Source organism: Streptomyces sp. NPDC093071 (genome assembly GCF_044754545.1).
GTDB lineage: Bacteria > Actinomycetota > Actinomycetes > Streptomycetales > Streptomycetaceae > Streptomyces.
Genome location: NZ_JBIVPH010000007.1, coordinates 87,238 through 110,404 on the forward strand (window position 1 = coordinate 87,238; position 23,167 = coordinate 110,404).

At 73.7% G+C, this 23,167-nt stretch carries 22 protein-coding genes; 8 read left to right on the forward strand and 14 right to left on the reverse strand.

What is annotated here, in order from left to right; translation table 11 throughout:
• Positions 1-318: 318 nt before the first annotated feature.
• The gene (locus tag ACIQD7_RS24895) at positions 319-2,307 is read left to right on the forward strand and encodes a SpoIIE family protein phosphatase (RefSeq protein ID WP_402444337.1); all 1,989 of its coding nucleotides are present in this window, start codon (positions 319-321) and stop codon (positions 2,305-2,307) included.
• 168 nt (positions 2,308-2,475) lie between these two features.
• Positions 2,476-2,766 (forward strand): hypothetical protein, encoded by a 291-nt coding sequence (locus ACIQD7_RS24900; RefSeq protein WP_402444339.1) that lies wholly within the window; start codon positions 2,476-2,478, stop codon positions 2,764-2,766.
• A 99-nt stretch (positions 2,767-2,865) separates the two neighbouring features.
• Here the strand turns inward: ACIQD7_RS24900 and ACIQD7_RS24905 are convergent, their stop codons facing one another.
• Positions 2,866-3,597, reverse strand: a complete 732-nt coding sequence (locus ACIQD7_RS24905; protein ID WP_402444341.1) for a hypothetical protein — start codon at positions 3,595-3,597, stop codon at positions 2,866-2,868.
• A 158-nt stretch (positions 3,598-3,755) separates the two neighbouring features.
• Positions 3,756-4,427, reverse strand: a complete 672-nt coding sequence (locus ACIQD7_RS24910) for a beta-glucanase (RefSeq protein ID WP_121830522.1) — start codon at positions 4,425-4,427, stop codon at positions 3,756-3,758.
• A 297-nt stretch (positions 4,428-4,724) separates the two neighbouring features.
• Here ACIQD7_RS24910 and ACIQD7_RS24915 point away from each other — a divergent pair, with 297 nt between their 5' ends.
• From ACIQD7_RS24915 to ACIQD7_RS24930, 4 genes are all read left to right on the forward strand, one after another.
• Entirely contained in the window at positions 4,725-5,354 is a 630-nt protein-coding gene (locus ACIQD7_RS24915) for a TetR/AcrR family transcriptional regulator (RefSeq protein WP_389667393.1), read from the forward strand.
• Between the two features lie 111 nt (positions 5,355-5,465).
• Positions 5,466-6,239: an SDR family NAD(P)-dependent oxidoreductase gene (locus ACIQD7_RS24920; RefSeq protein WP_402444343.1), complete on the forward strand. Its 774-nt coding sequence runs from the start codon at positions 5,466-5,468 to the stop codon at positions 6,237-6,239.
• 36 nt (positions 6,240-6,275) lie between these two features.
• Positions 6,276-7,316 (forward strand): NAD(P)-dependent alcohol dehydrogenase, encoded by a 1,041-nt coding sequence (locus tag ACIQD7_RS24925; protein ID WP_402444345.1) that lies wholly within the window; start codon positions 6,276-6,278, stop codon positions 7,314-7,316.
• A gap of 295 nt (positions 7,317-7,611) precedes the next feature.
• Positions 7,612-7,986 (forward strand): VOC family protein, encoded by a 375-nt coding sequence (locus tag ACIQD7_RS24930; RefSeq protein ID WP_121830511.1) that lies wholly within the window; start codon positions 7,612-7,614, stop codon positions 7,984-7,986.
• Positions 7,987-8,005: 19 nt separating this feature from the next.
• Here ACIQD7_RS24930 and ACIQD7_RS24935 read toward each other — a convergent pair whose 3' ends face one another.
• Positions 8,006-9,379, reverse strand: a complete 1,374-nt coding sequence (locus tag ACIQD7_RS24935) for an amidohydrolase (RefSeq protein ID WP_402444347.1) — start codon at positions 9,377-9,379, stop codon at positions 8,006-8,008.
• A 157-nt stretch (positions 9,380-9,536) separates the two neighbouring features.
• Positions 9,537-10,208 (reverse strand): GntR family transcriptional regulator, encoded by a 672-nt coding sequence (locus ACIQD7_RS24940; protein WP_402444349.1) that lies wholly within the window; start codon positions 10,206-10,208, stop codon positions 9,537-9,539.
• Between the two features lie 113 nt (positions 10,209-10,321).
• Between ACIQD7_RS24940 and ACIQD7_RS24945 the strand changes: the two genes are divergently transcribed.
• Positions 10,322-11,380 (forward strand): aminoglycoside phosphotransferase family protein, encoded by a 1,059-nt coding sequence (locus tag ACIQD7_RS24945; protein ID WP_402444350.1) that lies wholly within the window; start codon positions 10,322-10,324, stop codon positions 11,378-11,380.
• A 213-nt stretch (positions 11,381-11,593) separates the two neighbouring features.
• The gene (locus tag ACIQD7_RS24950; protein WP_402444352.1) at positions 11,594-13,279 is read left to right on the forward strand and encodes a BCCT family transporter; all 1,686 of its coding nucleotides are present in this window, start codon (positions 11,594-11,596) and stop codon (positions 13,277-13,279) included.
• 71 nt (positions 13,280-13,350) lie between these two features.
• Here the strand turns inward: ACIQD7_RS24950 and ACIQD7_RS24955 are convergent, their stop codons facing one another.
• From ACIQD7_RS24955 to ACIQD7_RS25000, 10 genes are all read right to left on the reverse strand, one after another.
• Positions 13,351-14,646, reverse strand: coding sequence for a sugar ABC transporter permease (locus tag ACIQD7_RS24955; protein WP_402444354.1), 1,296 nt, complete (start codon positions 14,644-14,646; stop codon positions 13,351-13,353).
• Complete coding sequence (locus ACIQD7_RS24960) at positions 14,643-15,419, reverse strand: ATP-binding cassette domain-containing protein (protein ID WP_121830516.1); 777 nt, start codon at positions 15,417-15,419, stop codon at positions 14,643-14,645. The genes ACIQD7_RS24955 and ACIQD7_RS24960 overlap by 4 nt, the downstream gene beginning before the upstream one ends.
• A gap of 51 nt (positions 15,420-15,470) precedes the next feature.
• Positions 15,471-16,553 (reverse strand): sugar ABC transporter substrate-binding protein, encoded by a 1,083-nt coding sequence (locus ACIQD7_RS24965; protein ID WP_121830517.1) that lies wholly within the window; start codon positions 16,551-16,553, stop codon positions 15,471-15,473.
• 128 nt (positions 16,554-16,681) lie between these two features.
• A complete protein-coding gene (locus ACIQD7_RS24970) occupies positions 16,682-17,476 on the reverse strand; it encodes a hypothetical protein (protein ID WP_402444357.1) in 795 nt (264 codons plus the stop codon).
• Positions 17,477-17,633: 157 nt separating this feature from the next.
• Entirely contained in the window at positions 17,634-18,878 is a 1,245-nt protein-coding gene (locus ACIQD7_RS24975; protein WP_121830519.1) for a cytochrome P450, read from the reverse strand.
• Positions 18,875-20,116 (reverse strand): cytochrome P450, encoded by a 1,242-nt coding sequence (locus ACIQD7_RS24980; RefSeq protein ID WP_402444359.1) that lies wholly within the window; start codon positions 20,114-20,116, stop codon positions 18,875-18,877. The genes ACIQD7_RS24975 and ACIQD7_RS24980 overlap by 4 nt, the downstream gene beginning before the upstream one ends.
• On the reverse strand, positions 20,113-20,736 hold the full coding sequence (locus ACIQD7_RS24985; protein ID WP_121830520.1) for an ATP/GTP-binding protein: 624 nt from the start codon (positions 20,734-20,736) through the stop codon (positions 20,113-20,115). Before ACIQD7_RS24985 ends, ACIQD7_RS24980 begins: the two co-directional genes overlap by 4 nt.
• Entirely contained in the window at positions 20,717-21,070 is a 354-nt protein-coding gene (locus tag ACIQD7_RS24990; protein WP_121830521.1) for a DUF742 domain-containing protein, read from the reverse strand. Before ACIQD7_RS24990 ends, ACIQD7_RS24985 begins: the two co-directional genes overlap by 20 nt.
• Complete coding sequence (locus ACIQD7_RS24995; RefSeq protein ID WP_030690508.1) at positions 21,067-21,468, reverse strand: roadblock/LC7 domain-containing protein; 402 nt, start codon at positions 21,466-21,468, stop codon at positions 21,067-21,069. The genes ACIQD7_RS24990 and ACIQD7_RS24995 overlap by 4 nt, the downstream gene beginning before the upstream one ends.
• Entirely contained in the window at positions 21,469-23,139 is a 1,671-nt protein-coding gene (locus ACIQD7_RS25000) for an ATP-binding protein (RefSeq protein ID WP_402444362.1), read from the reverse strand.
• Between the last annotated feature and the right edge of the window lie 28 nt (positions 23,140-23,167).

Sequence of the window (23,167 nt, forward strand, 5' to 3'; positions counted from 1 at the left end):
TCCGGACGTGATCACGCAGAGGCGGCGACGGTCGCGAACGCTTGTTAGGTGAGCCTAACCTATTCGCTTTCGTGCTCGAACACTAGGGGGCGTCGATCTTCACGGGGGAGCCGGAAGGGAAGGGGGCGGGCGGCGTTCGGGGCGCACACGAACGGGGTAGCCGCCCGTGTGGCGCGGGCCACCGCGGCACGGTCCCCTGGAGGATGCAGGGGTTCGCGTGCCGGAAGGACGAAAGGCTCACAGGATGATCGCACCGGATCACCGGCGGACCGACGGGCGGCCTGATCCCCCGCCGGCCCGGACGGGGGCGGAGGGGCGATGAGCCCCGCGAGGGCCCTCGACCCGAAGCTGTTCGACGCGACCGTCGCGGCGGTCGCCCTCTTCGGCGGACCCGAGCACCTGCTGATCTACGTCAACGCGGCGTACCGGAGGATGCTCGGCGACCGCCCCCTCCGCAGGCCCGCCCACGAGGCCTACCCGGAACCGAGCGCCGCGCGCTTCCTGGCGGTCCTGGACGACGTCCTCGCCACCGGGCGCCCCCGCCAGCTCACCGACTCGCTGCTGCCCGTCCCCGGCGGCCCGGAGGAGGTCCGCTACTTCGTCACCTCCTGCACCCCCGTCGCCACCCCGGTCGGCGACGGCGTCCTGGTCGTGATCCTGGAGACCACCGCCGAGACCCGTGCGCTCCAGCGCTTCGAGGCCCTGGTGACGGCCGTCTCCCAGATGGTGTGGGTGGTGCGCGCGGACGGCCACGTCGAGGAGATCGTCCCCGGCTGGGAGAAGCTGACCGGCGCCCCCCTGCCGCACGGCGAGGGCGAGGAGATGTACGCCCACATCCATCCCCGGGACCGGCAGGCGCTCGTCGACGCCTGGCACCGGGCACAGGCCCGGCGTCCCCCCGAGATCTACCAGAACACCTTCCGGCTCCGGACGGCCGACGGCTCCTACCGCCACATGGCCACGCGCTGCGTCCCCATCGTGCGGGACGGACGGGCGGAGGAGTGGATCGCCGCCACCGTCGACGTCGAGGACGCCTGGGGCGCGGAGCTGCGCGAGCACCTCCTCGCCCGGGTGGCGCAGGCGTCGGGCGGCGGCCTGGACACGGCCTTCGCCGCGGTGGCGGACTCGGTCGTCCCCGACCTCACCGACGCCTGTGTGATCCTGCTCCTCTCCCACGAGGAGTGGCCGCTCCCGGAGCACGCGACGGTCACGGCCCGGCGGGTCGCCTCCGCCACCCGCCCCGGACTCCCGCCCGCGCCCGCGCCGATGGGGCAGAGCGTCACGGTCACCCCGGTCATGCGGGAGGTCCTGGAGAGCCGCGAGCCGAGGACGTTCCGGCTGCCGGCGGACGGCCGGATCCCGCCCGGCCTGGTGCCTGAGGTCACCGAGCGGTGGCTCACCGCCTCCGGCGCGACGAGCATGACCCTCGTCCCCCTGGTCGTCGACGACATCGTCCTCGGTTACGCCACCGCCGCCACCAGCGGCGACACCCCCGCCCCCGAACCCGCCGACGTCGAGCTGCTGCGCGAGGTCCTGCACCACGCGCAGCGGCCCATCCGCAAGGTCCTCGACCTCCAGCGGGCCCGCCGCACCGCCCTGAGCCTCCAGCGCGCCCAGCTCACCCGCCCGCCCGCGGTGCCCGGGGCGAGCCTGGCCGCCCGCTACCAGCCGGCCAGCCCGGCCAACGAGATCGGCGGCGACTGGTACGACGCCATCACGCTCCCCGACGGCACCCTCGTCCTCGACATCGGGGACGTCGCCGGACACGACCTCGGCGCCGCCACCGTCATGGGGCAGATGCGCAGTATGCTTCGCGCCCTCGCCTGGAACAAGGGCCCCGACTGCACGCCCGCGGCCGTCCTCGGGATGCTCGACGACGCCGCCGAAGGCCTCGACGCCGGCTCCTTCACCACCGTCGTCCACACCCATCTGCGCCGGCGGCCCGACGGCACCTGGCGGATGACCTGGTCCAACGCCGGGCACCCGCCGCCCCTGCTGATCCCCGCGCGGGGCGAGCCCCGCTTCCTCGACGGCAGCGGCGAGGACCCGCCGCTCTGCGTCGCCCCCGGTTTCCCCCGGACCACCCACACGCACGGCCTCGCCCCCGGCGACACGCTCCTGCAGTACACCGACGGGCTCATCGAGACCCCCGGCACCTCCCTCGACACCGGGCAGCGGTGCCTGCTGCGGGCGGCCGCGCTCCACCGCGAGGAGGACCTGCCCGACCTGCTCCGCCTCCTGCAGGACCTCTCCGACCACCGTGACGACACCGCCATGATCGCCTTCCGTGCGGAACCGGCCGGCTGACGCGCGCCGGCACGCCTCCGATCTGTGAAGAACCGATTTTTCCCGGGGCGCGAGTCACCCGAATGCCGCGTTCCCTCCGAGCGAGGGTGTCGTTGAGGGGATGTGTCATCAGCAGTGCCCTTTTTATTCGAATGTGATGACCTTCGCCGTGGGCAACAGGAGGAACGCATGTATGAAGGAACCATTCCTCTCGAGGACTTCCTCGACACGATGAACCGTTTGCAGGCCGATTTCGAGCGGCGCCTCGGCGGCATCCAGCGCGATGTCCCGCGGAATTCCCCGCACCCCGCGCGCACGCGGGAGACGGCGGGCTTCCCGCCCTCCTGGCGGTCCGACGACATGACCCGCCCCCTCGGCATCGAGGCCATCTGGACCGACGCGCGCCGGGAGGCGCCGACGCGGCCCGACCGTCCGGAGGAACCTTTCTCCGCCAGGTATCCCGACCCTTTCCGCGACTAGCGACTAGCGACCAGCGGTAGGCGGCTGGCCGAGAAGAAACGTTCACCCAAGATCCGCCCGCCCCTCTCGGAGCGGCGGGCGGAAGGCGGTGGGAGGACGTCAGGCCGGCGCGCCCCAGGCCTTCGTCAGGCCGTCCAGCCACGCGGGCGGCAACTCGGCGGCGTCCCACTCCTCGTACAGCGCGGCGGGCGCCGCCGCCAGCCGCTCCAGGACGGCGACGCTGGTGGGGGAGTGGACGAGGGTGTAGCGCCCGTGGATCGCGATGGCACTGCCCGGCCCGTACTCCGCGTACAGCCGCTCCAGCCGCTCCCGGTGGGTCGTGGCGAACTCCGCCAACCGCCCCGCGTACCGGGAGCGCTGACGGGAGCTCATCGTGCGCAGGACGGCCCCGAGCACCTGCTCGGTGACCTCCGGATCGAGGTCGGAGACGTCGGTGAAGGAGAGGTAGATCGGGGTGACCGCCACCTTGGTCCGCTCCATCTCCGTGCGTCCGACGGGCGGCCGGTCGTCGGGGGAGTCGGCGGTGGGGTCGGCGGCGAGGGCCTGTCGCAGGGCCCGCTCGGCGACACCGCCGAGCTCGTCCGCCACGCTCCGGGCGCCGTCGAGCCAACCGGCGGCATAGGCCTCGCCCTTCCCGTCCGGAGCGCTCCGGACGGCCCCGCCGATCTCCTCGTACGCGAGGGCCAGGGCGCCCGCCTCGACGAACCCGATCATCTCCTCCGCGTCGCCCGACCAGACGCCGGCCCGGGCGAGCAGCTGGAGGAGCGTCCTCTTCGCGTTGAGCACACTGGCCGCGTCGAGCCGCTGCCGTCCCTCTTCGGCGGTGGTCATGGGGGTCCTCCTCGTCGTACGGGCGGCACGGTGCGGGTGCGCGGAACGCTCTGTTCGAGCCTACGCAACACCCGTTGTCCCCACGACGCTTCCCCCGCCGTCGCGCGCGTCGACACCCCCCTTCCCGCCGTACGGAGAACCACGCGGCCCGGGCCCGGTCAGCCGCGGTACACGCGCAGCTCCGTCACCTCGTACGACATCTCCGCCGTACCCGCCTCGGGCGCCGGGTGGTAGCGGCCCGCGCAGACCGAGAGGTTCACGATCAGGTACGCGCGCCAGGAGCGGCCCACTCCCCGGCGGTCGTCGAAGGCCCGCGCGCCGTTCACCCACCACACCACCGAGCGCGCGCCGAACTCGACCCGGAAGTCGATCCACGCCCCCGGACGGACGGCCGGGTCCCGGAAGTAGTGGTGGCGCCCCCGGACCCGGTTCGACAGTTCGAGCAGGTCCGGGTTGTCGGGGTGGTACTCGAAGACGTCGATCTCCTGGCCGCCGTCGCGCCAGGTCCAGATCGCCGGCCAGGCGCCGATCTCCACCGGCAGCCGCACCCGGGCCTCCAGGACGTCGCCCGTGCGCACCAGGAACCCCTCGGCGCTGCCCTCGGTGGTGAGCAGTCCCGCGGTCCAGCGGCCGTCGGGCCGGGGGGTCGCCCGGAAGACCCCGCTCCGGCTGTACGCGGGATCGTCCGTGAGGTGGTCGAGCTTGTTGTCGCCCGGGTTGGTCGGGCCGCCGTGGGGATACGCCCAGGAGCGGCCGGCCACCCACTGCTCGGCGGAGGAGAAGTCGGCGTCCAGGACGAGGTTCCGGGACGGCCGCGCCTGCCCGGGCACCCCCGCCCCCGTCGTCGTTCCGGCCCCCGGGGGCGGCCCCGTGCCGGAACCGGAACCCGCGCCACGGCGCAGCAGTCGGTCGAAGAAGTCGGACAGCACGGCTCGCTCCTCTCGTCGCAGGGGCGTCCATCGGCCCCCGTACGGTCTGCCCTCGCCCCACCCGGGGTAACCACGGAGAGTCACATGATGGCGACAAGTCGTCACCTCGCTCCACAGTGTTTCGCCGCGTCCTGGCAGGTGGAGGGGTGAGCGCGGGGGAATGTCTCACTGAGACATTAATGGGTGTACGGTGCAAGTATGAGCACGGAACGAGAGCGCCGGAGCCCGCGGCGCGGCCCGAAGGGGACGCGGACCCGGGAAGCGCTCGGCGAGGCCGCGCTGCGGCTCGTCCTGGAGCGCGGGCCAAGCGGAGTCTCCGTCGAGGACGTCACCGACGCGGTCGGCGTCTCCCGGCGCACCTTCAGCCGCTACTTCGCCTCCAAGGAGGAGGCCGTCGTCGACGGCATCCGCGCCGACTGCGCCCGGATCAACGAGGCGCTCGCCGCCCGCCCCGGGACGGAGGCCCCGCTCACCGCCTACCGGGCGGCCCTGCGGATCTGGCTCGCCGACCCGGCGGTCCCGGCCTGGCACCGCCGCGACGGGGTGCGCGAGTTGTTCCGCCTCGCCGAACGCGAGGCGCCACTGCGGGCCGTGCTCCGGCGGGTCCTCCTGGAGGGCGAGGCGGCCTCGGTGCGCCTGGTCGCGCACCGCGTGGGCGCCGATCCCGAGCGCGACCTGCGGCCGGCCGTCGCCGTGGGCGCCGGCGCCGCCGCGCTCATGGCGGCCACGCGCGCCTGGGTCCTCGACGGCCCCCGGACCGCGCTGCCCGCCCTCGTCGAGGAGGCCTTCGCCCTGCTCGCGACCGAACCCCCGCCCGCCGGGACCTGACCCCGCGTCCGGTCCACCGGCGCCACCACCGACCCCCCATCCCACCCGTCCGGCCCGACCCGCCCCGAGGGCCGACCCCGACCGGACCGCGCACACCCCCGAGGAACCCCCATGACGCACCCCTCCACCCCCGACCCCCAGGAGTTCGCCGGCCGGACCGCTCTCGTCACCGGCGGCGCCTCCGGCATCGGCCTGGCCGTCGCCCACCGCCTCGCCCGCGGCGGCGCCGCCGTGGCCGTCGCGGACTACGACGCCGAGAAGGCGGCCGCCGCGGTCGCCGAGCTGACCGGACAGGGCGCCCGCGCCCTCGCCGTCCGCATGGACGTCACCGACGACGCCTCCGTCCGGGAGGGCGTCGAGGCCACCGTCGCCGCCCTCGACGGCCTGCACCTCGCGGTCAACAACGCGGGCGTCGCCGGCGCCCGCGTCCCGATCGGCGAGACCCCCGCCGAGGAGTGGCGGCGCGTCGTCTCCACCAACCTCGACGGCGTCTTCCACTCCCTGCGCCACGAACTCCCGGCCGTCGTCGCCTCCGGCGGCGGCGCCGTCGTGAACATGTCCTCCATCCTCGGCACCAACGGCTCCGCCGGCAGCGCCGCCTACGTCGCGGCCAAGCACGGGGTCGTCGGCCTCACCAAGACGGCGGCACTCGAATACGCCTCCCAGGGGGTACGTATCAACGCCGTCGGCCCCGGCTACGTCGACACCCCCCTCCTCGCCGGAATCGGCCGGGAGGCGTACGACGCCCTCGTCGCCCTGCACCCCGCGGGCCGGCTGGGCCGTGCGGAGGAGGTCGCCGAGCTCGTCGCGTTCCTGCTCTCGGAGCGGGCGTCGTTCGTGCACGGCAGCTACCACCTCGTCGACGGCGCCTACGCCGCCCGCTGAGCCACCGGAAAGAGCGAGAGCGAAGGACACCCCGTCATGAAGGCACTCCAGTACCGCGCGGTGGGCGCCCCGCCCGAGGTCGTCACCGTCCCCGACCCGGAGCCCGGCCCCGGCCAGGTGCTCCTCAAGGTCACCGCCGCCGGCGTCTGCCACTCCGACATCGCCGTCATGAGCTGGTCCGCCGACCAGCTGCCCTTCCCGCTGCCGCTGACCCTCGGGCACGAGGGCGTCGGCACCGTCGAGGCGCTGGGCGCGGGCGCCGAGGGGTTCGCCGTCGGGGACGCGGTCGCCGTCTACGGCCCCTGGGGCTGCGGCGCCTGCTCCATGTGCGCGCAGGGCAAGGAGAACTACTGTCTGCGGGCGGCGGAGCTGGGCATCAGGCCGCCCGGCCTCGGCGCCCCCGGCGCCATCGCCGAGTACATGGTCGTCGACAGCACCCGCCACCTCGTCCCGCTCGGCGGCCTCGACCCCGTGCGGGCCGCGCCGCTCACGGACGCGGGCCTCACCCCGTACCACGCCGTCAAGCGGTCCCTGCCGAAGCTCGTGCCCGGCAGCACCGCCGTCGTCATCGGCACGGGCGGGCTCGGCCACGTCGCCATCCAGCTGCTGCGGGCCATGACCGCGGCCCGGGTCGTCGCCCTGGACGTCACCGAGGAGAAGCTCGCCCTCGCCCGCGCCGTCGGCGCGCACGAGGCAGTGCTCTCCGACGCCTCTGCGGCCGGCGCCGTCCGCGAACTGACCGGAGGCCGGGGCGCCGAAGTCGTCCTCGACTTCGTGGGAGCGCAGCCCACGGTGACCTCGGCGGGTGCGATGGCCGCGATCGAGGGCGACGTCACGATCGTCGGCCTCGGCGGGGGCGCCCTGCCCGTCGGCTTCGGCTCCCCGGCGTACGAGGTCTCCGTGGCCTCCCCGTACTGGGGCACCCGGGCCGAGCTGATCGAGGTGCTCGACCTGGCCCGCGCCGGCGCCGTCGACGTCCACGTGGAGACCTACGCCCTGGACGACGCGCCGAAGGCCTACGAGCGGCTGCACGAGGGGCGCGTCGACGGACGCGCGGTCATCCTGCCGAACGGCTGACCGCCCCGCCCGCCGGGTCCGGTCCGGACGCCGGAGGACGCGCGCGCGTACCCGACTCCCTCGAGTACGCGCGCCCGATCCTCCTGAACGGCCTTGCCCCGGCCCGTATCGATCACGTACCGTCCTGCGACGTGAACACCGGACCGGCTCTACGCCACACACGGACGGGCGACCCGGTGGACGACTGACGGCTCGGCGGATGCGCACGACGCATCCCCTCCGTTCGGCACGAGGACCGCCCGGCGCGCGAGCACCGAGCGTCCCCTTCCCGTCGAACAAGAGCGAGGTCATCCCCATGTCAGTCACGTTCAACCACACCATCGTCGCGGCCAAGGACCGGCACGAGTCGGCGCGCTTCTTCCGGGAGCTCCTCGAACTCCCCGAAGCGCCCTCCTGGGGCCCCTTCGTCAACGTGCAGCTCCCCGACGGCGTACTGATCCAGTTCGCCGAGCCCCCGGTGGAGATCCAGATGCAGCACTACGCGTTCCTGATCGACGACGAGCTGTTCGACCGGGCCTACGCGCGCCTGTGCGAGCAGGGCGTCGAGCACTGGGCCGACCCGCAGATGCGGCGGCCGGGCGAGACGAACACCGACCACGGCGGCCGCGGGGTCTACTTCAAGGACCCCGCGGGCCACGCGATGGAACTGATCACCCGCCCGTACCTGTAGGGCCCGCCCGGGGACGGCCTCAGTCGAGGAACTCCCCGTCGCGCGCCACGACCGCCCCGCCGTGGACGACCACGTCCCGGCGGGGCATGTCGACGACCACCTGCGGCAGGCACTCGCCCCGCACGAGCACGAAGTCGGCCGGGGCGCCCGGCGCGAGGTCCGCGTGGGCGAGGCCCATGACGTCCGCGCCGCCGTGGGTCGCGACCCGGTAGCACTCGGCCAGTTCGTCGTCGAGCCGCACGTCCGTCACCCAGCCGAGGATGTGGGCGCGGTGCAGCATGTCGGCGTTGCCGAACGGGCTCCAGGAGTCGCGCACGCCGTCCGAGCCGAGGCCGACCCGCACCCCGTGCTCGCGCAGCCGGGCGATCGGGAGGACCAGGGAGTCGGACGGCGCGACCGTGGTGAGGGCGATGTCCTGCTCGCCCAGGTCGGCCGCGACGGAGCCGAGTTCGCGGTCCGACAGGCCGGGCAGGCAGAAGACGTGGCTGACGGTCACCTTGCCGGCGAGGGAGAGGACCCGGGTGCGGTCGATGATCCCGCGCAGGGCCTTCAGGCCCGTCTCGCCCCGGTCGTGGAGGTGGATGTCCACGCCCACGCCGTGCCGGTCCGCGATGCCGAAGACGAGGTCGAGCTGCTCGTCGAGGGCGCGGTCGAAACCGATCGGGTCGATCCCGCCGATCATGTCCACCAGGCCCTCGCGCGCCGCGCGCTCCAGGAGCGCCGCCGTGCCCGGGGTGCGGACCACGCCGTGCTGCGGGAAGGCCACGATCTGGACGTCGAGGGCGTGCCGCAGCCGCTCGCGCGCCTCCGCGACGCCCTCCGCGCCCGCCAGGCCGTAGGCCGGGGCCACGTCGGCGTGGGCGCGCATCGCCCGGGTGCCCCGGGCGACGGCACGGCTCATCAGGCCGTACGCGCGTTCCGCGACGGGACGGCGCTGGGCGCGGAACAGCTCCACGTCCTGGGCGACGTAGTCCGCGATGCCGCCCGCCGGCTTCCGCGACACCCAGGAGCCGCCCCAGGTCGTCTTGTCGGGGTGGATGTGGGCGTCCACGAGGGACGGCAGGGCGATGCGGCCGCCGCCCTCGACGACCTTCGCGCCGCGCGGCGCCGGACCGGCCGAGATCCGGCCGTCGACGACCACCAGGTCCGTAGCCCTTGCCGCGCCGAACGGGCGCACGTCACGGAAGACCACGGCCTTCGGGCGGCGCCCCGAGGCGGGGGACGCGGAGGGAGACGCGGCGGTGGCGGCGGCCTCGGCCCCGCCCCCGGTGGCGGTGGTGGCGGCCTGGGCCGGAACGGCCGTGGCGGCCGCCGTGGCCCCGGCCAGAGCGGCGGCCCCGGCCAGCATCGTGCGGCGGGAGAGCGCGCCGGGGGAAGACGGGGACGGCTGCATGGGGGCTCCTTCGGCGGTGGGCGTCGGTTCCCTGGTTTGTATACCAAGCTGCCGGGGGTGAACAAGGAAGGTGGTCGAGAGCTCCCGAAAAGCCGGGTTGTTCAAGTGCTGAAGTGCAGGGCTCGCCTACTTCGACCGGTGTTGGTATACAAATACTTCAGGAACCGAAGAGCGAGCGCAGCGCGACGGACCTGCTGTCGCGCACGTGCAGCAGCGTGCTCGCCGCCGCCGCCTCCGGATCGCCCGCGGCGATGTGCCGGTACATCTCGGCGTGCTGGGCCCGCATGTGCGCGGGCTCCTCGCGCAGCCCGAACAGCAGCCGCAGCTGCCGGCTCAGCTGCTCCATCGTGCGGGCGAGCAGCGGGTTCCCCGACAGCGCCACGATCTCCTCGTGGAACGCCGTGTGCGCCGCCACCTCCCGGGCCCCCTCGTCCGCCGCGGCCGCCGACTCGGCCTGATGGAGCGCCGCCTCCAGGGCGGCCAGCCCCTCGCCGCCGCCCGACGCCACGGCCCGCGCCGCGAGCCGCGACGCCTGGACCGCGAGCGGCTCCCACACCTCGTACAGGTGCTCCACGTCGGCGCGTTCCAGCCGGCGCACGCGCACGCCGCTGTGCGGGAGCAGCTCCAGGAGCCCCTCGGCGACCAGGGCGCGCAGCGCCTCGCGCACCGGTACGCGGGACATGCCGAGCTCCTCGGCGACCTCCCGCTCCACCAGGCGGGCGCCCTGCTCGTACCGCCGGTCGACGATCCGCCGGAGGACGGCCTCCCGTGCCTGCGCGCCGAGGGAGGGCGAACCGGCCCTGCCCGGTTCCGCCGCCTTGTCCGTCACCCTGTCCGCCTCTTCCGTCCCCGCGGCCCCCCGTCGGGCGCGTCCGGGGCGAGGATACGTCGGGCCCCGGATATTCGAGTGCGCCCCGCCCGGCCCGGTGATGGGATCGACCGATGCGACAAGAGACCTCCACGACGTCCGCACCGTCCACGACGTCCGCGATCCCCATGTCGGTCGACCGGGGGCGGTTCGCGGACGCGGTCACCCCCTGGGAGGAAGAGGACTGGCGCACGGCCGCCCTCGCGTGGGCCGAGCGGGCGCTCGACCGGCACGGCCTGCGCGAGACCGGGATCCGCGAGGTCAGGGTCCGCCCCTGGTCGATCCTCGTGCGCTTCCGCACCGGGCCCGGCGAGCGCGACGCGGTCTGGTTCAAGGCGGGCGCGCCGGACAACGCCTTCGAGGCCCCGCTCGGCGACGCCCTCGCGCGATGGGTGCCCGGCCACGTCGTGACCCCGCTGGCCGTCGACACCGAACGGGCGTGGTCCCTGCTCCCCGACGGCGGCCCCCTCTTCCGGAACGTCCTGGACGCGGGCGACGCCGGACCGGACTCCTGGGCGCGGGCCCTCGCCCAGTACGCGCACATGCAGCGGGCGCTGACCCCGTACGCGGACCGCATGACCGCGCTCGGCGTGCCCGACGCCCGCACCGCCCGGCTGCCCGCCCTCTTCGACGCCCTCGTCGCGGACAACCCCACCCTGGACCCGGCCGCCCGCCGCGACCTCGCGGCCGGGCGCCCCCGTCTGCTCGACTGGTGCGCGGAGCTCGACGCGTACGGCGTGCCGGACTCGCTCGACCACTGCGACCTGCACGACGGCCAGGTCCTCGCCCCCGCCACCGGCCGCTTCACCTTCTTCGACTGGGGCGACGCCGCCGTCGGCCACCCCTTCGGCAGCCTCCTCGTCCCCGCCCGCGCCGTCCTCGAACGGTACGGACCCGAGCACGCGGAGCGGCTGCGCGACGCCTATCTGGAGCCCTGGACCGACCTGGGGCCCTCCCTCCCTGAGCTGCGCCGGGCCGCGGCGCTCGCCACCCGCCTCGCCGCCCTCGGCCGGGCGGCCTCGTGGTTCCGCCTCTTCCCCGGCACTCCGACCACCGGTTGCTCCGAGGCCAGCGCCCACTGGGTGGGGGAACTCTTCGCCGAGACCACGGTGTTCGAGGACGCGGCGGCCTGAGGCCTCGTACCGGGAGGACGCCGGCCCGGGAAAGGAGGGGCGCCGGGGGCCTGTTGGTCCGCCGGGTCGGGCCGCACCTGTGGTACTGCCTTACGGAGACATCATGATGTTTGTCCCGTAATGCCGTGAAAGGTGCCGCCTGTGTCGCAGGAAGAAGAGAGGCCGGAAGGCCGCCGGAAGGGCGCCGCACGGGCGAGGAGTCGGGGGCTGCCGGTGCTGCCCACCCTCCTCATCCGCTCCGACCGTCGCCACCACGCCCGCACCGACCGGATCGTGTTCGGGGTCACCGCCGTCCTCACCGTGGCCTTCGTCGTCTGGGGAGCCACGGCCACCGAGAGCCTGGAGGACGTCTCCAGCTCCCTCCTCGACGGGCTGATCCGCGACGGCGGCTGGGCGTTCATGCTCGCCGCCTCCGGATTCGTCGTCTTCGCGCTGTGGCTCGCCATCAGCCGCTACGGCCGGATCACCCTCGGCCGGGAGGACGAGGGCCCCGAGTTCCGGACCGTGTCGTGGATCGCCATGATGTTCAGCGCCGGCATGGGCATCGGCCTGATGTTCTACGGCGTGAGCGAACCGCTCGCCCACTACGGCACCCCGCCGCCCGGCACCCACCCCGTCGACTCGGCCGAGCGGATGCAGACCGCCATGGCCACCACGCTCTTCCACTGGACGCTCCACCCCTGGGCGATCTACGCCGTCGTCGGCCTCGCCATCGCCTACTCCAGCTTCCGGCGCGGCCGCCGCCAGACCATCAGCGCCGTCTTCGTCCCGCTGATGGGCGAGAAGCGGGCGTACGGCGGTCCCGGCCGCGTCATCGACATCCTGGCCATCTTCGCCACCCTCTTCGGCTCCGCCGCCTCCCTCGGCCTCGGCGCGCTCCAGATCGGCAGCGGCTTCCAGGAGCTGAACTGGATGGAGAAGGCCGGCACCGGACTGCTCGTCGCCATCATCGCGGTCCTCACTGTGGCCTTCGTCCTCTCCGCCGTCTCCGGCGTGGAGAGGGGCATCCAGTGGCTCTCCAACATCAACATGGTGCTCGCGGCGATCCTCGCCGTCTTCGTCTTCGTGGCGGGCCCCACCATCATCGTGCTCGACCTGCTGCCCACCTCGATCGCCGCCTACATCGGCGACCTGCCGCAACTGGCCGGGCGCACCGAGGCGACCAGCGGGGACGACATCCACGACTGGCTGGGCAGCTGGACCGTCTTCTACTGGGCGTGGTGGATCTCCTGGACGCCCTTCGTCGGCATGTTCATCGCCCGCATCAGCCGGGGCCGCACCATCCGGCAGTTCGTCGGCGGGGTCATCCTGGTCCCCAGCACCGTCAGCCTGATCTGGTTCGCCATCTTCGGCGGAACGGCGATGAAGCTCAGCGAGCAGGGCGAGCTGGCGGGCGAGAGCACCCCCGAGGGGCAGCTCTTCGGCGTCCTCCAGGAGTTCCCGATCGCCGGGGCCATGAGCCTCCTCGTGATGATCCTCGTCGGGATCTTCTTCGTGTCCGGCGCGGACGCCGCCTCCATCGTCATGGGGACGCTCTCGCAGCGCGGCTCCTTCGAGCCCACCCGGCCCGTGGTGGTCTTCTGGGGCGTGGTGACCGGCGCGGTCGCCGCGATCATGCTCCTCATCGGCGACGGCCAGGGCGACGCGCTCGCGGGCCTGCAGAACCTCACCATCCTGGTGGCCGCGCCGTTCGTGCTCGTCATGATCGGGATGTGCGTGGCGCTCATGCGGGACCTGCGCAAGGACCCGCTCATCGTCCGCGGCGAGATGGGGGAGGAGGCCGTCGAACTCGCCGTGATCGCCGGACACGAGAAGTACTCCGGGGACTTCGAACTGCGGATCGGGCCGGGAGAGCCGGGCCAGGACGGACCCGGCGCGCCGGGCCGCGACGGCTCCTGACGGAAAGCGGAAAGCGGGAGGCGGAGGGCGGAGGGCGGGAGGCGAGAGGCGGGGAGCCCGGCGCCGCCGGATCAGGCGCGGCCCGCCGCCTTCTGGCTCCTGCGGGACAGCGAGTCCACGACCACGGCGGCCAGCAGCACCGACCCCGTGATCATGAACTGGACGGCGTTGCTCACGCCCATGATGTTCATGCCCGACTGGATGGACCCGATCACCAGGGCACCGAGCAGCGCCGACCAGACCGAGCCGCGCCCGCCGAACAGGCTCGTCCCGCCGATGACGGCCGCGGCGATCACGTTCATCAGCAGATTGCCGCCGCCGGAGGTCTGGCTCGCGGACTGGATCTGCCCGGCGAGGAAGAGGCCTCCGATCGCCGCCATGGTCCCGGCGATCGAGAACACCGACATCCGGACGAGCGCCACGCCGATGCCCGCCCGGCGCGCGCCCTCGACGTTGCCGCCCACCGCGAAGACCCGCCGGCCGTACGTGGTGCGCCGCAGCACGAAGTCCAGGACCACCAGCAGGACCAGGAAGATCAGGAGTGCCAGCGGCAGCCCCTGGTACCGGTTCAGGACGTACGCGCCGGCGAACGCGAGCGCCGCGAGGACGAGCGTGCGCAGCACGATCTCGGCGACCGGCCGGGACGGCACCCCGGCCGTCCGCCGCCGCCGGGCGTCCAGGAGCGAGGCCGCCAGGAAGAGCCCGACCCCGACGGCCGCGGTCGCGTAGGCGGCGACCGGGCTGTGGAAGACGGTCGAGTACAGCTCCGCGACGACGCTCTCGGCCGGGATGTTGACCGTGCCGCTCGTGCCCAGCACCTGGAGCATCAGCCCGTTCCAGGCGAGGTTGCCCGCCAGGGTGACGACGAAGGCCGGCACGCCCACCTTGGCGAAGAAGAACCCGTGGATCAGCCCGACGGCCGCGCCGCCCGCCACCGCGACAAGCAGCGCCAGCCACTCGTTCATGCCGTTCAGGACGTTGAGCACGGCGAAGAGCGCGGCGCACAGACCGCTCACCGAGCCGACCGAGAGGTCGATCTCGCCGAGCAGCAGCACGAAGACGATCCCGACCGCGATCATGCCGGTCCCGACGATCTGCTGGCTGAGGTCGGACAGGTTCTGCGCGGAGAGGAACGTGCTGTCCAGGCTGCCGAACACCGTCCAGATGACGATCACGGCGAGGACGACGGGCAGCGATCCCAGTTCCCCGCCGCGCAGCTTGCGCCGGAACTCCCCGACGTACCCCTTGAGGCCCTCCTCGCGCACCAGGAGGCGGGTGTCCACGGCGGGCACGGAGCCGGGGGCCGGTTCCTGGGAGGCGTTGTCGGCGGCTCCGCCGGCGTTCCCGGAGAGTCGGTCCCGTTTCACGGCTCCTCCCGCTTGCGGTCCCGGCGCCGGGTCACGGCGCTGTCGGTGGCCCCCGTGATGGCGGAGACGATCTCCTCGGTGGTCGTCGAGCGCCGGTCGAAGAAGCCGTTGTTCCGGCCGAGGCGCATCACGGCGATCCGGTCCGCGACCGCCATCACGTCCACCATGTTGTGGCTGATCAGGATGGTCCCCAGGCCCCGGTCGCGCAGCCGCTCCACCAGGTCGAGGACCTCGGCGGTCTGCTCCACCCCCAGGGCGGCGGTCGGCTCGTCCAGGATCACCACCTTCGGGTCCCCGATCAGGGAACGGGCGATCGCCACCGTCTGGCGCTGCCCGCCGGAGAGGGACGCCACGGGGATGCGGACGCTCGGGATGCGGATCGACAGGGTGTCGAGCAGCTCGCGCGCCCGCCGGTCCATCCGGACCTCGTCCAGGATCCCGAACCTGCGCAGCTCGCGGCCGAGGAACAGGTTGGCGACCACGTCCAGGTTGTCGCAGAGCGCGAGGTCCTGGTAGACGGTCGCGATCCCGAGGTCCTGGGCGTCGTGGGGCCGGGTGAGGGAGACCGGCCGGCCCTCCCAGGCGATGACGCCCTCGTCGGGCGGGTTGACCCCGGCGATCGCCTTGACGGCGGTGGACTTGCCCGCGCCGTTGTCCCCGACGAGCGCGACGACCTCGCCCGGGTGGACCTCCAGGTCGAAGTCCTTCAGGGCCTGGACCGCGCCGAACCGTTTGGAGACCCCCCGCAGGGTGAGCACGGGTGACTCCGGCAAGGGAACCGCCTCCTCCGTCCGTCCGCCCCGGCGGGGGCGGACGGCTCGCGACTACTGGAGACCGGCCTCCTCGCAGGCGGCCGCGTAGGTCGGGGTGCAGATCTCCTGGACCGTGTAGAGCCCGTCCTTGACGACGGTGTCCTTGATGTTCGACTTGTCGACCACGACCGGGGTCAGCAGCGAGGCGGGGACCTTCTGGCCGCTGCCGCTGGTGACGGTGGTGGGCGTCAGGTCGGAGGGGATCGGCTTGCCCTCGGCCAGGTTGACCGCCATGGTGGCGGCGATGTCCGCCTCCGGCTTGTACGGCTTCTCGACCGTGATGGTCTGCGTGCCGAGCAGGATCCGCTGGATGGCGTCGAGCTGGGCGTCCTGGCCGGTCAGCGGCACGTTCATGCCCGCCGCCTTCAGGGCGGTGGCGATGCCGGCGGCCAGTCCGTCGTTGGCCGAGTAGACGCCGACGATGTTCTCCTTGCCCAGCGCGCTGATGGCACCGGACATCTGCTGGTTGGCGTTGTTCGGGTCCCAGTTCGGCGTGTCGTACTCCTTGCCGATCTTCACCTTGCCGTCCAGGACCGCGTGCGCGCCCGCCTTGAACTCGGCGGCGTTCGGGTCCGTCGGCGACCCGTTGTGCATCACGATCTGCCCGCTGCCCGCCTTGTCGCCGAGCGCGTCGAGGAGCGCCCTGCCCTGGAGCTCGCCCACCTTGCGGTTGTCGTACGAGACGTACGCGTCGACCGGGCCCTGCGCGAGGCGGTCGTACGCCACGACCTTGACGCCCGCGTCGTGGGCCTTCTGCACGGAGGACTGGATCGACTTGGCGTCCACGGCGTCCAGGATGAGGACCTTGTCGCCCTTGGCGAGCGCGGTGTTCACCTGCTGTTGCTGGGTGGTGGCGCTCTCGGCGGCGTTGTAGTAGTCGATCTGCGCTCCGGGCGCCAGCTCCTTGATCTTCGCCTCGATGTAGGGGCGGTCGAACTTCTCGTACCGGGTCGTCTTGCTCTCCGGGAGGAGCAGCCCGATCCTGACCTCGTCCTGCGCCGCGGCCGGCTGCGCCGCTCCGGTCGTCGCCACCGCGCCCAGGGAGAGGGCCGCGGCCCCGGCGAGGGCGATCGCGCCCCGCAATGTACGGCTCATGGAAGGCTCCTTCCGTACGCCCCCTCTCCCGCGCCTCGCGAGCACGGGAACGCGGGGGGCACACATGGCCTACATATCGACATTAGTCGCAACCCGGGGACCGGCAAGCGGGTGAAGCGGGCCCCCGGTCAGACGGGGGCGTCACCCGGGCCGGAGACGGGCCCGGAAGCGGGTCCTGCGGTGAGGTCGGTGGCGCGCAGCAGCCGCAGGAACGCCTTCAGACCGGTGATGATCTCCTCGTTGTCGGTGAGCCGGTTCACCGTCGCCTCGAACTCGCGGGCCAGGGCCGCGACGCCCCGGTCCGTCCGCTCGGCGCGCTCGTGCGCGGAGAGCCCGACCGCGTCCACGGTCCTGCGCAGCTCGGCCAGGGCCCGGTACTGCTCCTCCGCCTTGTCCTGGAGCACCGAGGCACCCGCTTCGAGCGCGGCGACCCGCTCCCGCAGCGCCACCACGTCGTCCCTCGGGTACGTCACCTCCCGGAGCAACGTGCCCAGCCTGCCGCGCAGTTGCCCGAAGTACGCCCCGGCCGGCCGGAAGGCCGTACTGAGCAGGAAGAACCCGGCGCACCAGTACGCCGCCTCCCGGCCGGTCGCGAGGGCGACGGCGAGCACACCGGCCGCCGTGGCCACGTGCCCGGCGACGGCGACCCGCAGCATCACGCGCGCGATCCGCCGCGCCTCGACGTCCCGCTCCCCGGAGACCACGAGGCCCTTCTCACGGCTGACCGCGATCTCCGCGAGGACCGCGTGCGCCCGGAAGTACAGGTTCCACGGCGCCGTCAGGAGCAGCAGGAGCCAGAGCAGCCCGAGGACGCCCGCCCCGACGGCGAGCACCGCCCCGGGCGGCGCCCCCACCGCGTACGCCAGGACCAGCACCCCGACCGCGAGACCCGCCACCACGAACGCGCCCACGACCTTGCCCATGCCGCCCCCCTCCGGACCGGTGCACGAGAACCGGTGCACACCCTGGGGCCATGGTTCCGACGGAACCGGGCCCCGGCATGAGTACGGCTACTCAGAACGGGGCCCGGTTCTTCCGCGTCTTTCGCGGTCTTCCGCGCGCACGCACGCGCGGACGGCGTCAGGCCAGGACGACCGGCAGGTCGAAGAGGTCGTTCTGGGTGACGACCGGCTTGTTGCGCAGCTCCTCGCGCGGTACGGCCAGACGCAGCTCGGGGAAGCGCGCGTACAGCGCGGGCAGCGCCACCGACGCCTCCAGGCGGGACAGCGCCGCACCCGGGCAGACGTGCGGGCCGTGGCCGAAGGAGATGTGCCGGTTCGGCGTGCGGGTCACGTCGAAGTCGCCCGCCGTCGGACCGAACTGGGCCTCGTCCCGGCCGATCGCGCCGAACGACACGATGAGCCCCTCGCCCTTGGGCAGGACCCGGTCGCCGACCTCGATGTCCTCGGCGGCGAACCGGATCAGGACGTGCGAGGTCGGCGTCGACCAGCGCAGGGTCTCCTCGATCACGTTCTCCCACGGCACCTCGCCCTTGAGCACCAGGTCGCGCTGCTCGGGGTGGGTGCTCAGGGCGACCACGGCGTTCACGATCAGGCTGATGGTCGTCTCGTGACCGGCGGCCACCATCAGCTGGAGGGTGTTGGTGATCTCCTCCGTGGTGAGCCGGTCGCCGTCCTCCGACGCCTCGATCAGCGCGCTGGTCAGGTCGTCGCCGGGCGCCTCCTTCTTGCCCGCCACGATCCCCGAGAACAGGGCGCCCAGGTCCGCCATCATCTGCGGCACCTCCTCGGGCGGGGTCTGCGTCGAGAAGAACTTGTCGAACAGCTCCTTCATCCGCGGCTGGTCGGCCCGGTCCACGCCCATCAGCTCGCAGACCACGTTCATCGGCAGCGGGTACGCGAACTCCGCCTTCAGGTCCACGGTCTCGCCCGCCGGGCGCTCGGCGAGCCGGTCCAGCATCTCCGTGGTCAGGGCCTCGATGCCGGCGCGCAGCCGCTCCACCCGGCGCGCGGTCAGCGCCTGCGCGACCAGACCGCGCAGCCGCCGGTGCTCCTCGCCGTCCACCGTCAGCATCGACTTGCCGGGGTTGGCCAGACCGATCAGCGGCCAGTCCAGGGGTATCTCGCCGCGCTGCCAGGCGCCCCAGACATCGATGTCCTTGACCAGCCGGGGGTCCGTGAGCAGCTTCCGGGCCTCCGCGTGGTGGGTGACGGCGAAGCAGGGCACCCCGCCCGGCAGGACGACCCGGGCCAGCGGCCCCGCGGCGCGCAGCCGGGCGCTCTCGCCGTCGAGGTCGCCGACGAACGGGTCCAGGTCGATGACGCCGGTGCCGGACGCGGCGGTGTGGTCGTACGGGCAGCTCATCCTAGGGCTCCAAGGGCGGGGGTCGGGGTGTAGGTCACGGGAAGCGCGGTCAGGCCGCGCAGCCAGGGGGAGGGGCGGCGGGCGAGGTCCTCCGGGGGCACCGCGAGGTCCACGTCCGGCAGCCGGTCGAGCAGCACCTCGATGCCCGTCCGGGCGATGGTCTCGGCGACCTCCTGCGCGGGGAACGGGCAGCGGTGCTCGCCGTGCCCGAAGGACAGGTAGGCGTTGTTGCCGCCGGTGAGCGCGCCGGAGTCGGTCCGCACGTGCGGGTCGGAGTTGGCGGCGGCCAGGCCGAGCAGCAGCAGGTCGCCGCCGCCGATCCGGCGCCCACCGAGGTGGGTGTCGCGCGAGGCCCAGCGCCCGGCGACGTTCTGGGTGGGGGTGTCCTCCCACAGCACCTCGTTCATCGCCTCGCCGACGCTGTGCCGGCCGCCGGACAGCGAGGCCGCGAACCGGTCGTCGGTGAGCATCAGGCGCAGCGAGTTGCCGATCCAGTCGGCGGTCGGCTGGTGGCCGGCGGCCAGCATCACCATGAGGTCCTGGGCGACCTCCTCGACCGTGAAGCCGGCCGTGTTGCCGAGCATCCGCGAGGCGACGTCGTCGCCCGGCGCCGCCGCCTTGGCGGTGAGCAGCCCGAACATGGACTCGCCCAGGTGGCGCTGGCCCTCCAGGGCGCCCTCCTGGCCGTTGATCATGTCGTTCAGGGCCTTGACGAGCCCGGGGCCCTGCTCGTCGGCGAAGCCGTAGACGCTGGCGAGGACCCGGACCGGCAGCAGCATCGCGTACTCGGCGATGATGTCGCAGGAGCCCTTGCCGCACAGCCCGTCGATCAGCTCGTCGGCGAACCGCTCGGCGCGCTGCCTCAGGACGAACGGGTCGATCGCCTCCAGGGCGCCGGAGACGACCTCCGCGCGCTCGCGGTGCCGCTCGCCGACCGTGTAGAGGATGGACGGCTGCTTGCGGCCGATCATGGGCAGCAGGGGCCAGTCCGCCGGGATGCGGTCCCACTGGTTCCACAGGTCGGAGTCGCGCGAGAAGAGGACCGGGTCGCTGGTGACCTGGTGCAGCTCGCGGTAGCCGAGGACCAGCCAGGCGGGCACGTCCCCGTCCAGGACGACCGGGGCGACCGTCCCGTGCTCGCGGCGCATCTGCCGGTACAGCTCGGTGGGGTCGGTCTGGAACCGGGGCCCGCCCAGTGGGACGGGCCGGGGCTCGGAGTGGGGCACGGGGCAGGTCACGGGGCGGGCTCCGGGATGGGCTGCGGCGTCGGGTCCTGGGCGACGACGGACTGCAGGTGCTCGACGAGCGTGATCAGGACCTGCTTGCTGGACTCGCGGGACCGGGCGTCGCAGAAGACCAGCGGGACCCCGTCGGAGAGGTCGAGGGCCTCGCGGATCTGCTCGGTCGTGTGAGCGGGGCCGCCGAAGTCGTTGCAGGCGACGACGAACGGCGTGCCGTGGTGCTCCAGGCGGTCGATCGCGTACCAGGAGTCGGCGAGCCGGCGCGTGTCGACGAGCACGACCGCGCCGAGCGTCCCGGAGAACAGCCGGTCCCAGAGGAACCAGAACCGCTCCTGGCCGGGTGCCCCGAACAGATAGAGGATGTTGTGGGCGTCCAGCGAGATCCGGCCGAAGTCGAAGGCCACGGTGGTGGCCGTCTTCGCGGCGACGCCGACGGTGTCGTCGACGCCCTCGCCCGCCTGCGTCATGGTCTCCTCGGTGTTCAGCGGACGGATCTCGCTGACCGAGCGCACCAGGGTGGTCTTGCCGACGCCGAAACCGCCGACGACGACGATCTTCAGTCCGTTGTCGGCGGTGCTGTGCAGGGTCTGGCGCTGTTCAGAGGTTACGGAGTCCAACGAGCACCTGCTCCAGGATGTCGTGATCGGGAAGGCGGTACGACGCGCGGGGGTGCCGTGCGCTGATCCGGCCGGTGTCGTGGAGGTCGGCCAGCAGGATCCGGGTGATCGACACCGGCAGGCCGAGTCCGGCCGCCACCTCCACCACCGCCGTGGGGAAGCGGCACATGCGCAGGATCGCGGCGTGCTCGGACTGCATCCCGGGGACCGGGTCGCTCTCGGCGACCACGAGGGTCACCAGGTCGAAGGCGTCGGACCCGGCACGGCTGCGGCCGCCGGTCAGGGTGTAGAGCCGGTCGGGGGAGTCGTCCCTGCCCGGCCTGGATCGGCTCATCCCCGGGGCCTCGCGACCAGGTACTCGCCCAGTTGCTCGACCAGTTCGGACATGTTGTGGCCGACGAGCCCGGCGTCGGCGTCCTCGTCGGCGACGAGGGCGAGGTGGGCGCCCTCGCCGGCCTCCACGATGAACAGGATGCCGCCATAGAACTCGGCCATCGCGGAACGGACGCCGCCCGTGCCGTCGCCGAACTCCACGGACGCACCGTGCGACAGGCTCTGGATGCCGGCGGCGATCGCGGCGAGCTGGTCCGCCTGGTCGACGGAGAGCTCGGGGGTACGGCAGAGCTTGAGGCCGTCACGGGAGAGCACCAGGGCGTGTCGGGTGCCCGGGGTGCGTTCAAGCAGGCCCTCCAGGAGCCAGCTGAGCTTCTCGTCGGTGGTGGTGCCGGTCATTTACGGGGTGCCTTCCGGGTGCGGGGAGTTCGAGGACGGCGACGTCCGGGGGGCGGACGTCCGGCCGGCCTGGTCGGACGGGGCGGGCGGGGCGGCGGGGGAGCCGTCCGCCGCCGGAGAGGTGTCGGACGCCGGGGAGGCGTCGGCTTCGGTGCCGGCGTCGGACCGTTCGGCGGCGCGGACGGCCCGGCGGAAGGTGCCGAAGCGGGACGCCGCCCCGGCCGCCGCGCCGCTGCGCGGGCCCGCCGCGCGCGGCTTCGCGGCGGCGTCGGGACCCTCCGGGTGGGCGGCGGCGAGGGCCCGGCCGCGACGGCGGCGCGGCAGACCGCTCTCGCCGAACTGCGGGTGCTCGCCGGTGCCCTCACCGGCGGTCTCCCGGGCGGTGTCGGGCTCGTGCACGGTCTCGGGCTCCCGGACCCGCGCACCGGCGGGGGCCGGCGCCGGGGCCTCGGCCGGTGCCCGGTCGGGCGCGGGCGCGGACAGGCCGCGGGCGGACACCGGGGGCAGGACGGCGGCGGGCGCGGCCGGCGTCTCCGCGGGCACGTGGCTGATCAGGTCCTGCGGCAGCATCAGCAGGGCGCCGGTGCCGCCGCGCGCCGAGGGGCGGAACGACACGGTCAGACCGTGCTTGCGGGCCAGCCGGCCGACGACGGCCAGGCCGAGCCGGGTGCCGGACAGACCGGCCAGGTCCTGGTTCTCCGCGCTCACGGCGGCCTCGGCACGGCGCAGCTGGACGTCGCTCATCACCAGGCCGCTGTCCTCCACCGCGATGATGACGCCGGCGGGGACCTCCTCCACGTAGACGTGGACCTCGGCGGTGGGCGGCGAGAAGTTCGCGGCGTTGTCCATGAGTTCGGCCAGGGCGTGCATGACGCCCTCGGCGGCGTGGCCCGCGACGGCCGCGTCGCTGCTGGAGTGCAGCCGCACCCGCTGGTAGCCGCCGATCCGGCCTATGGCGCCGCGCAGGATCGACTCCATGACGATCGGGCGGGCCCAGCGGCGGCCGGAGCGCGCTCCGGTCAGCACGGCGATGGAGTCGGCGAGCCGGCCGGCCTGGGCGGTGCGGTGGTCGAGGTGGAGGAGGTCGGTCAGGACGTCCTCGTCGGCGTGCCGGTGCTCCATCTCCCGCAGGTCGGCCAACATGCTGGTGGCGAGCGCCTGCATACGGCCGGCGGCGTTGGCGGCGGCGGCCATGGCGGCGGACCGGCCGGACTCGGCGCGGCGCAGCCTCTCCTCCAAGCGCGCGACGTCGGCGGCCCGGGTCCGGGTCAGCTCCGCCGTCTCGGCCGTGTGGGCCCGGACCAGTTCCTCGGTCCGGGCGGCACGGGCCGCCTCGGCGGCCGCGGTCTCCGCCGCGTACCGCTCCCTCAGGGCCGCGGTCTCCCGCTCGGCGGAGGCCGCGGCCGCGGTGGCGTACGCCTCGCGGGAGGCGAGTTCGGCGGTGAGCGTCTCGACCCGGCGGCCGAGGGCGCGCGAGGTGCGCCCGTACCAGGTGACGGCGAAGGCCGAGGCGGCGAGCAGCAGGCCGCAGCAGACGGCGAACCAGGCGAGCGCGGGACGGACCCCGGCCGGCGCCGCGGCGGTCGCCGCCGCGGCGAGCGCACCACCTGCGGCGGCTGTCAGCAACGAGGCGAGCAGGGCAGGGCGGAAGGGGGTGGACGGCGCCGACATCAACCAGACTCTCGAGAACGGGCACGCG

Excerpts from the sequence above, each read along its gene's own strand:
- ACIQD7_RS24930 (WP_121830511.1), top strand. The coding sequence starts at position 7,612 with ATGTCAGTCACGTTCAACCACACCATCGTCGCGGCCAAGGACCGGCAC.
- ACIQD7_RS24990 (WP_121830521.1), bottom strand. The coding sequence starts at position 21,070 with ATGAGCCGATCCAGGCCGGGCAGGGACGACTCCCCCGACCGGCTCTAC.
- ACIQD7_RS24900 (WP_402444339.1), top strand. The coding sequence starts at position 2,476 with ATGTATGAAGGAACCATTCCTCTCGAGGACTTCCTCGACACGATGAAC.
- ACIQD7_RS25000 (WP_402444362.1), bottom strand. The coding sequence starts at position 23,139 with ATGTCGGCGCCGTCCACCCCCTTCCGCCCTGCCCTGCTCGCCTCGTTG.
- ACIQD7_RS24925 (WP_402444345.1), top strand. The coding sequence starts at position 6,276 with ATGAAGGCACTCCAGTACCGCGCGGTGGGCGCCCCGCCCGAGGTCGTC.
- ACIQD7_RS24970 (WP_402444357.1), bottom strand. The coding sequence starts at position 17,476 with ATGGGCAAGGTCGTGGGCGCGTTCGTGGTGGCGGGTCTCGCGGTCGGG.
- ACIQD7_RS24905 (WP_402444341.1), bottom strand. The coding sequence starts at position 3,597 with ATGACCACCGCCGAAGAGGGACGGCAGCGGCTCGACGCGGCCAGTGTG.
- ACIQD7_RS24895 (WP_402444337.1), top strand. The coding sequence starts at position 319 with ATGAGCCCCGCGAGGGCCCTCGACCCGAAGCTGTTCGACGCGACCGTC.
- ACIQD7_RS24920 (WP_402444343.1), top strand. The coding sequence starts at position 5,466 with ATGACGCACCCCTCCACCCCCGACCCCCAGGAGTTCGCCGGCCGGACC.
- ACIQD7_RS24965 (WP_121830517.1), bottom strand. The coding sequence starts at position 16,553 with ATGAGCCGTACATTGCGGGGCGCGATCGCCCTCGCCGGGGCCGCGGCC.
- ACIQD7_RS24935 (WP_402444347.1), bottom strand. The coding sequence starts at position 9,379 with ATGCAGCCGTCCCCGTCTTCCCCCGGCGCGCTCTCCCGCCGCACGATG.
- ACIQD7_RS24995 (WP_030690508.1), bottom strand. The coding sequence starts at position 21,468 with ATGACCGGCACCACCACCGACGAGAAGCTCAGCTGGCTCCTGGAGGGC.
- ACIQD7_RS24915 (WP_389667393.1), top strand. The coding sequence starts at position 4,725 with ATGAGCACGGAACGAGAGCGCCGGAGCCCGCGGCGCGGCCCGAAGGGG.
- ACIQD7_RS24975 (WP_121830519.1), bottom strand. The coding sequence starts at position 18,878 with ATGAGCTGCCCGTACGACCACACCGCCGCGTCCGGCACCGGCGTCATC.
- ACIQD7_RS24945 (WP_402444350.1), top strand. The coding sequence starts at position 10,322 with ATGCGACAAGAGACCTCCACGACGTCCGCACCGTCCACGACGTCCGCG.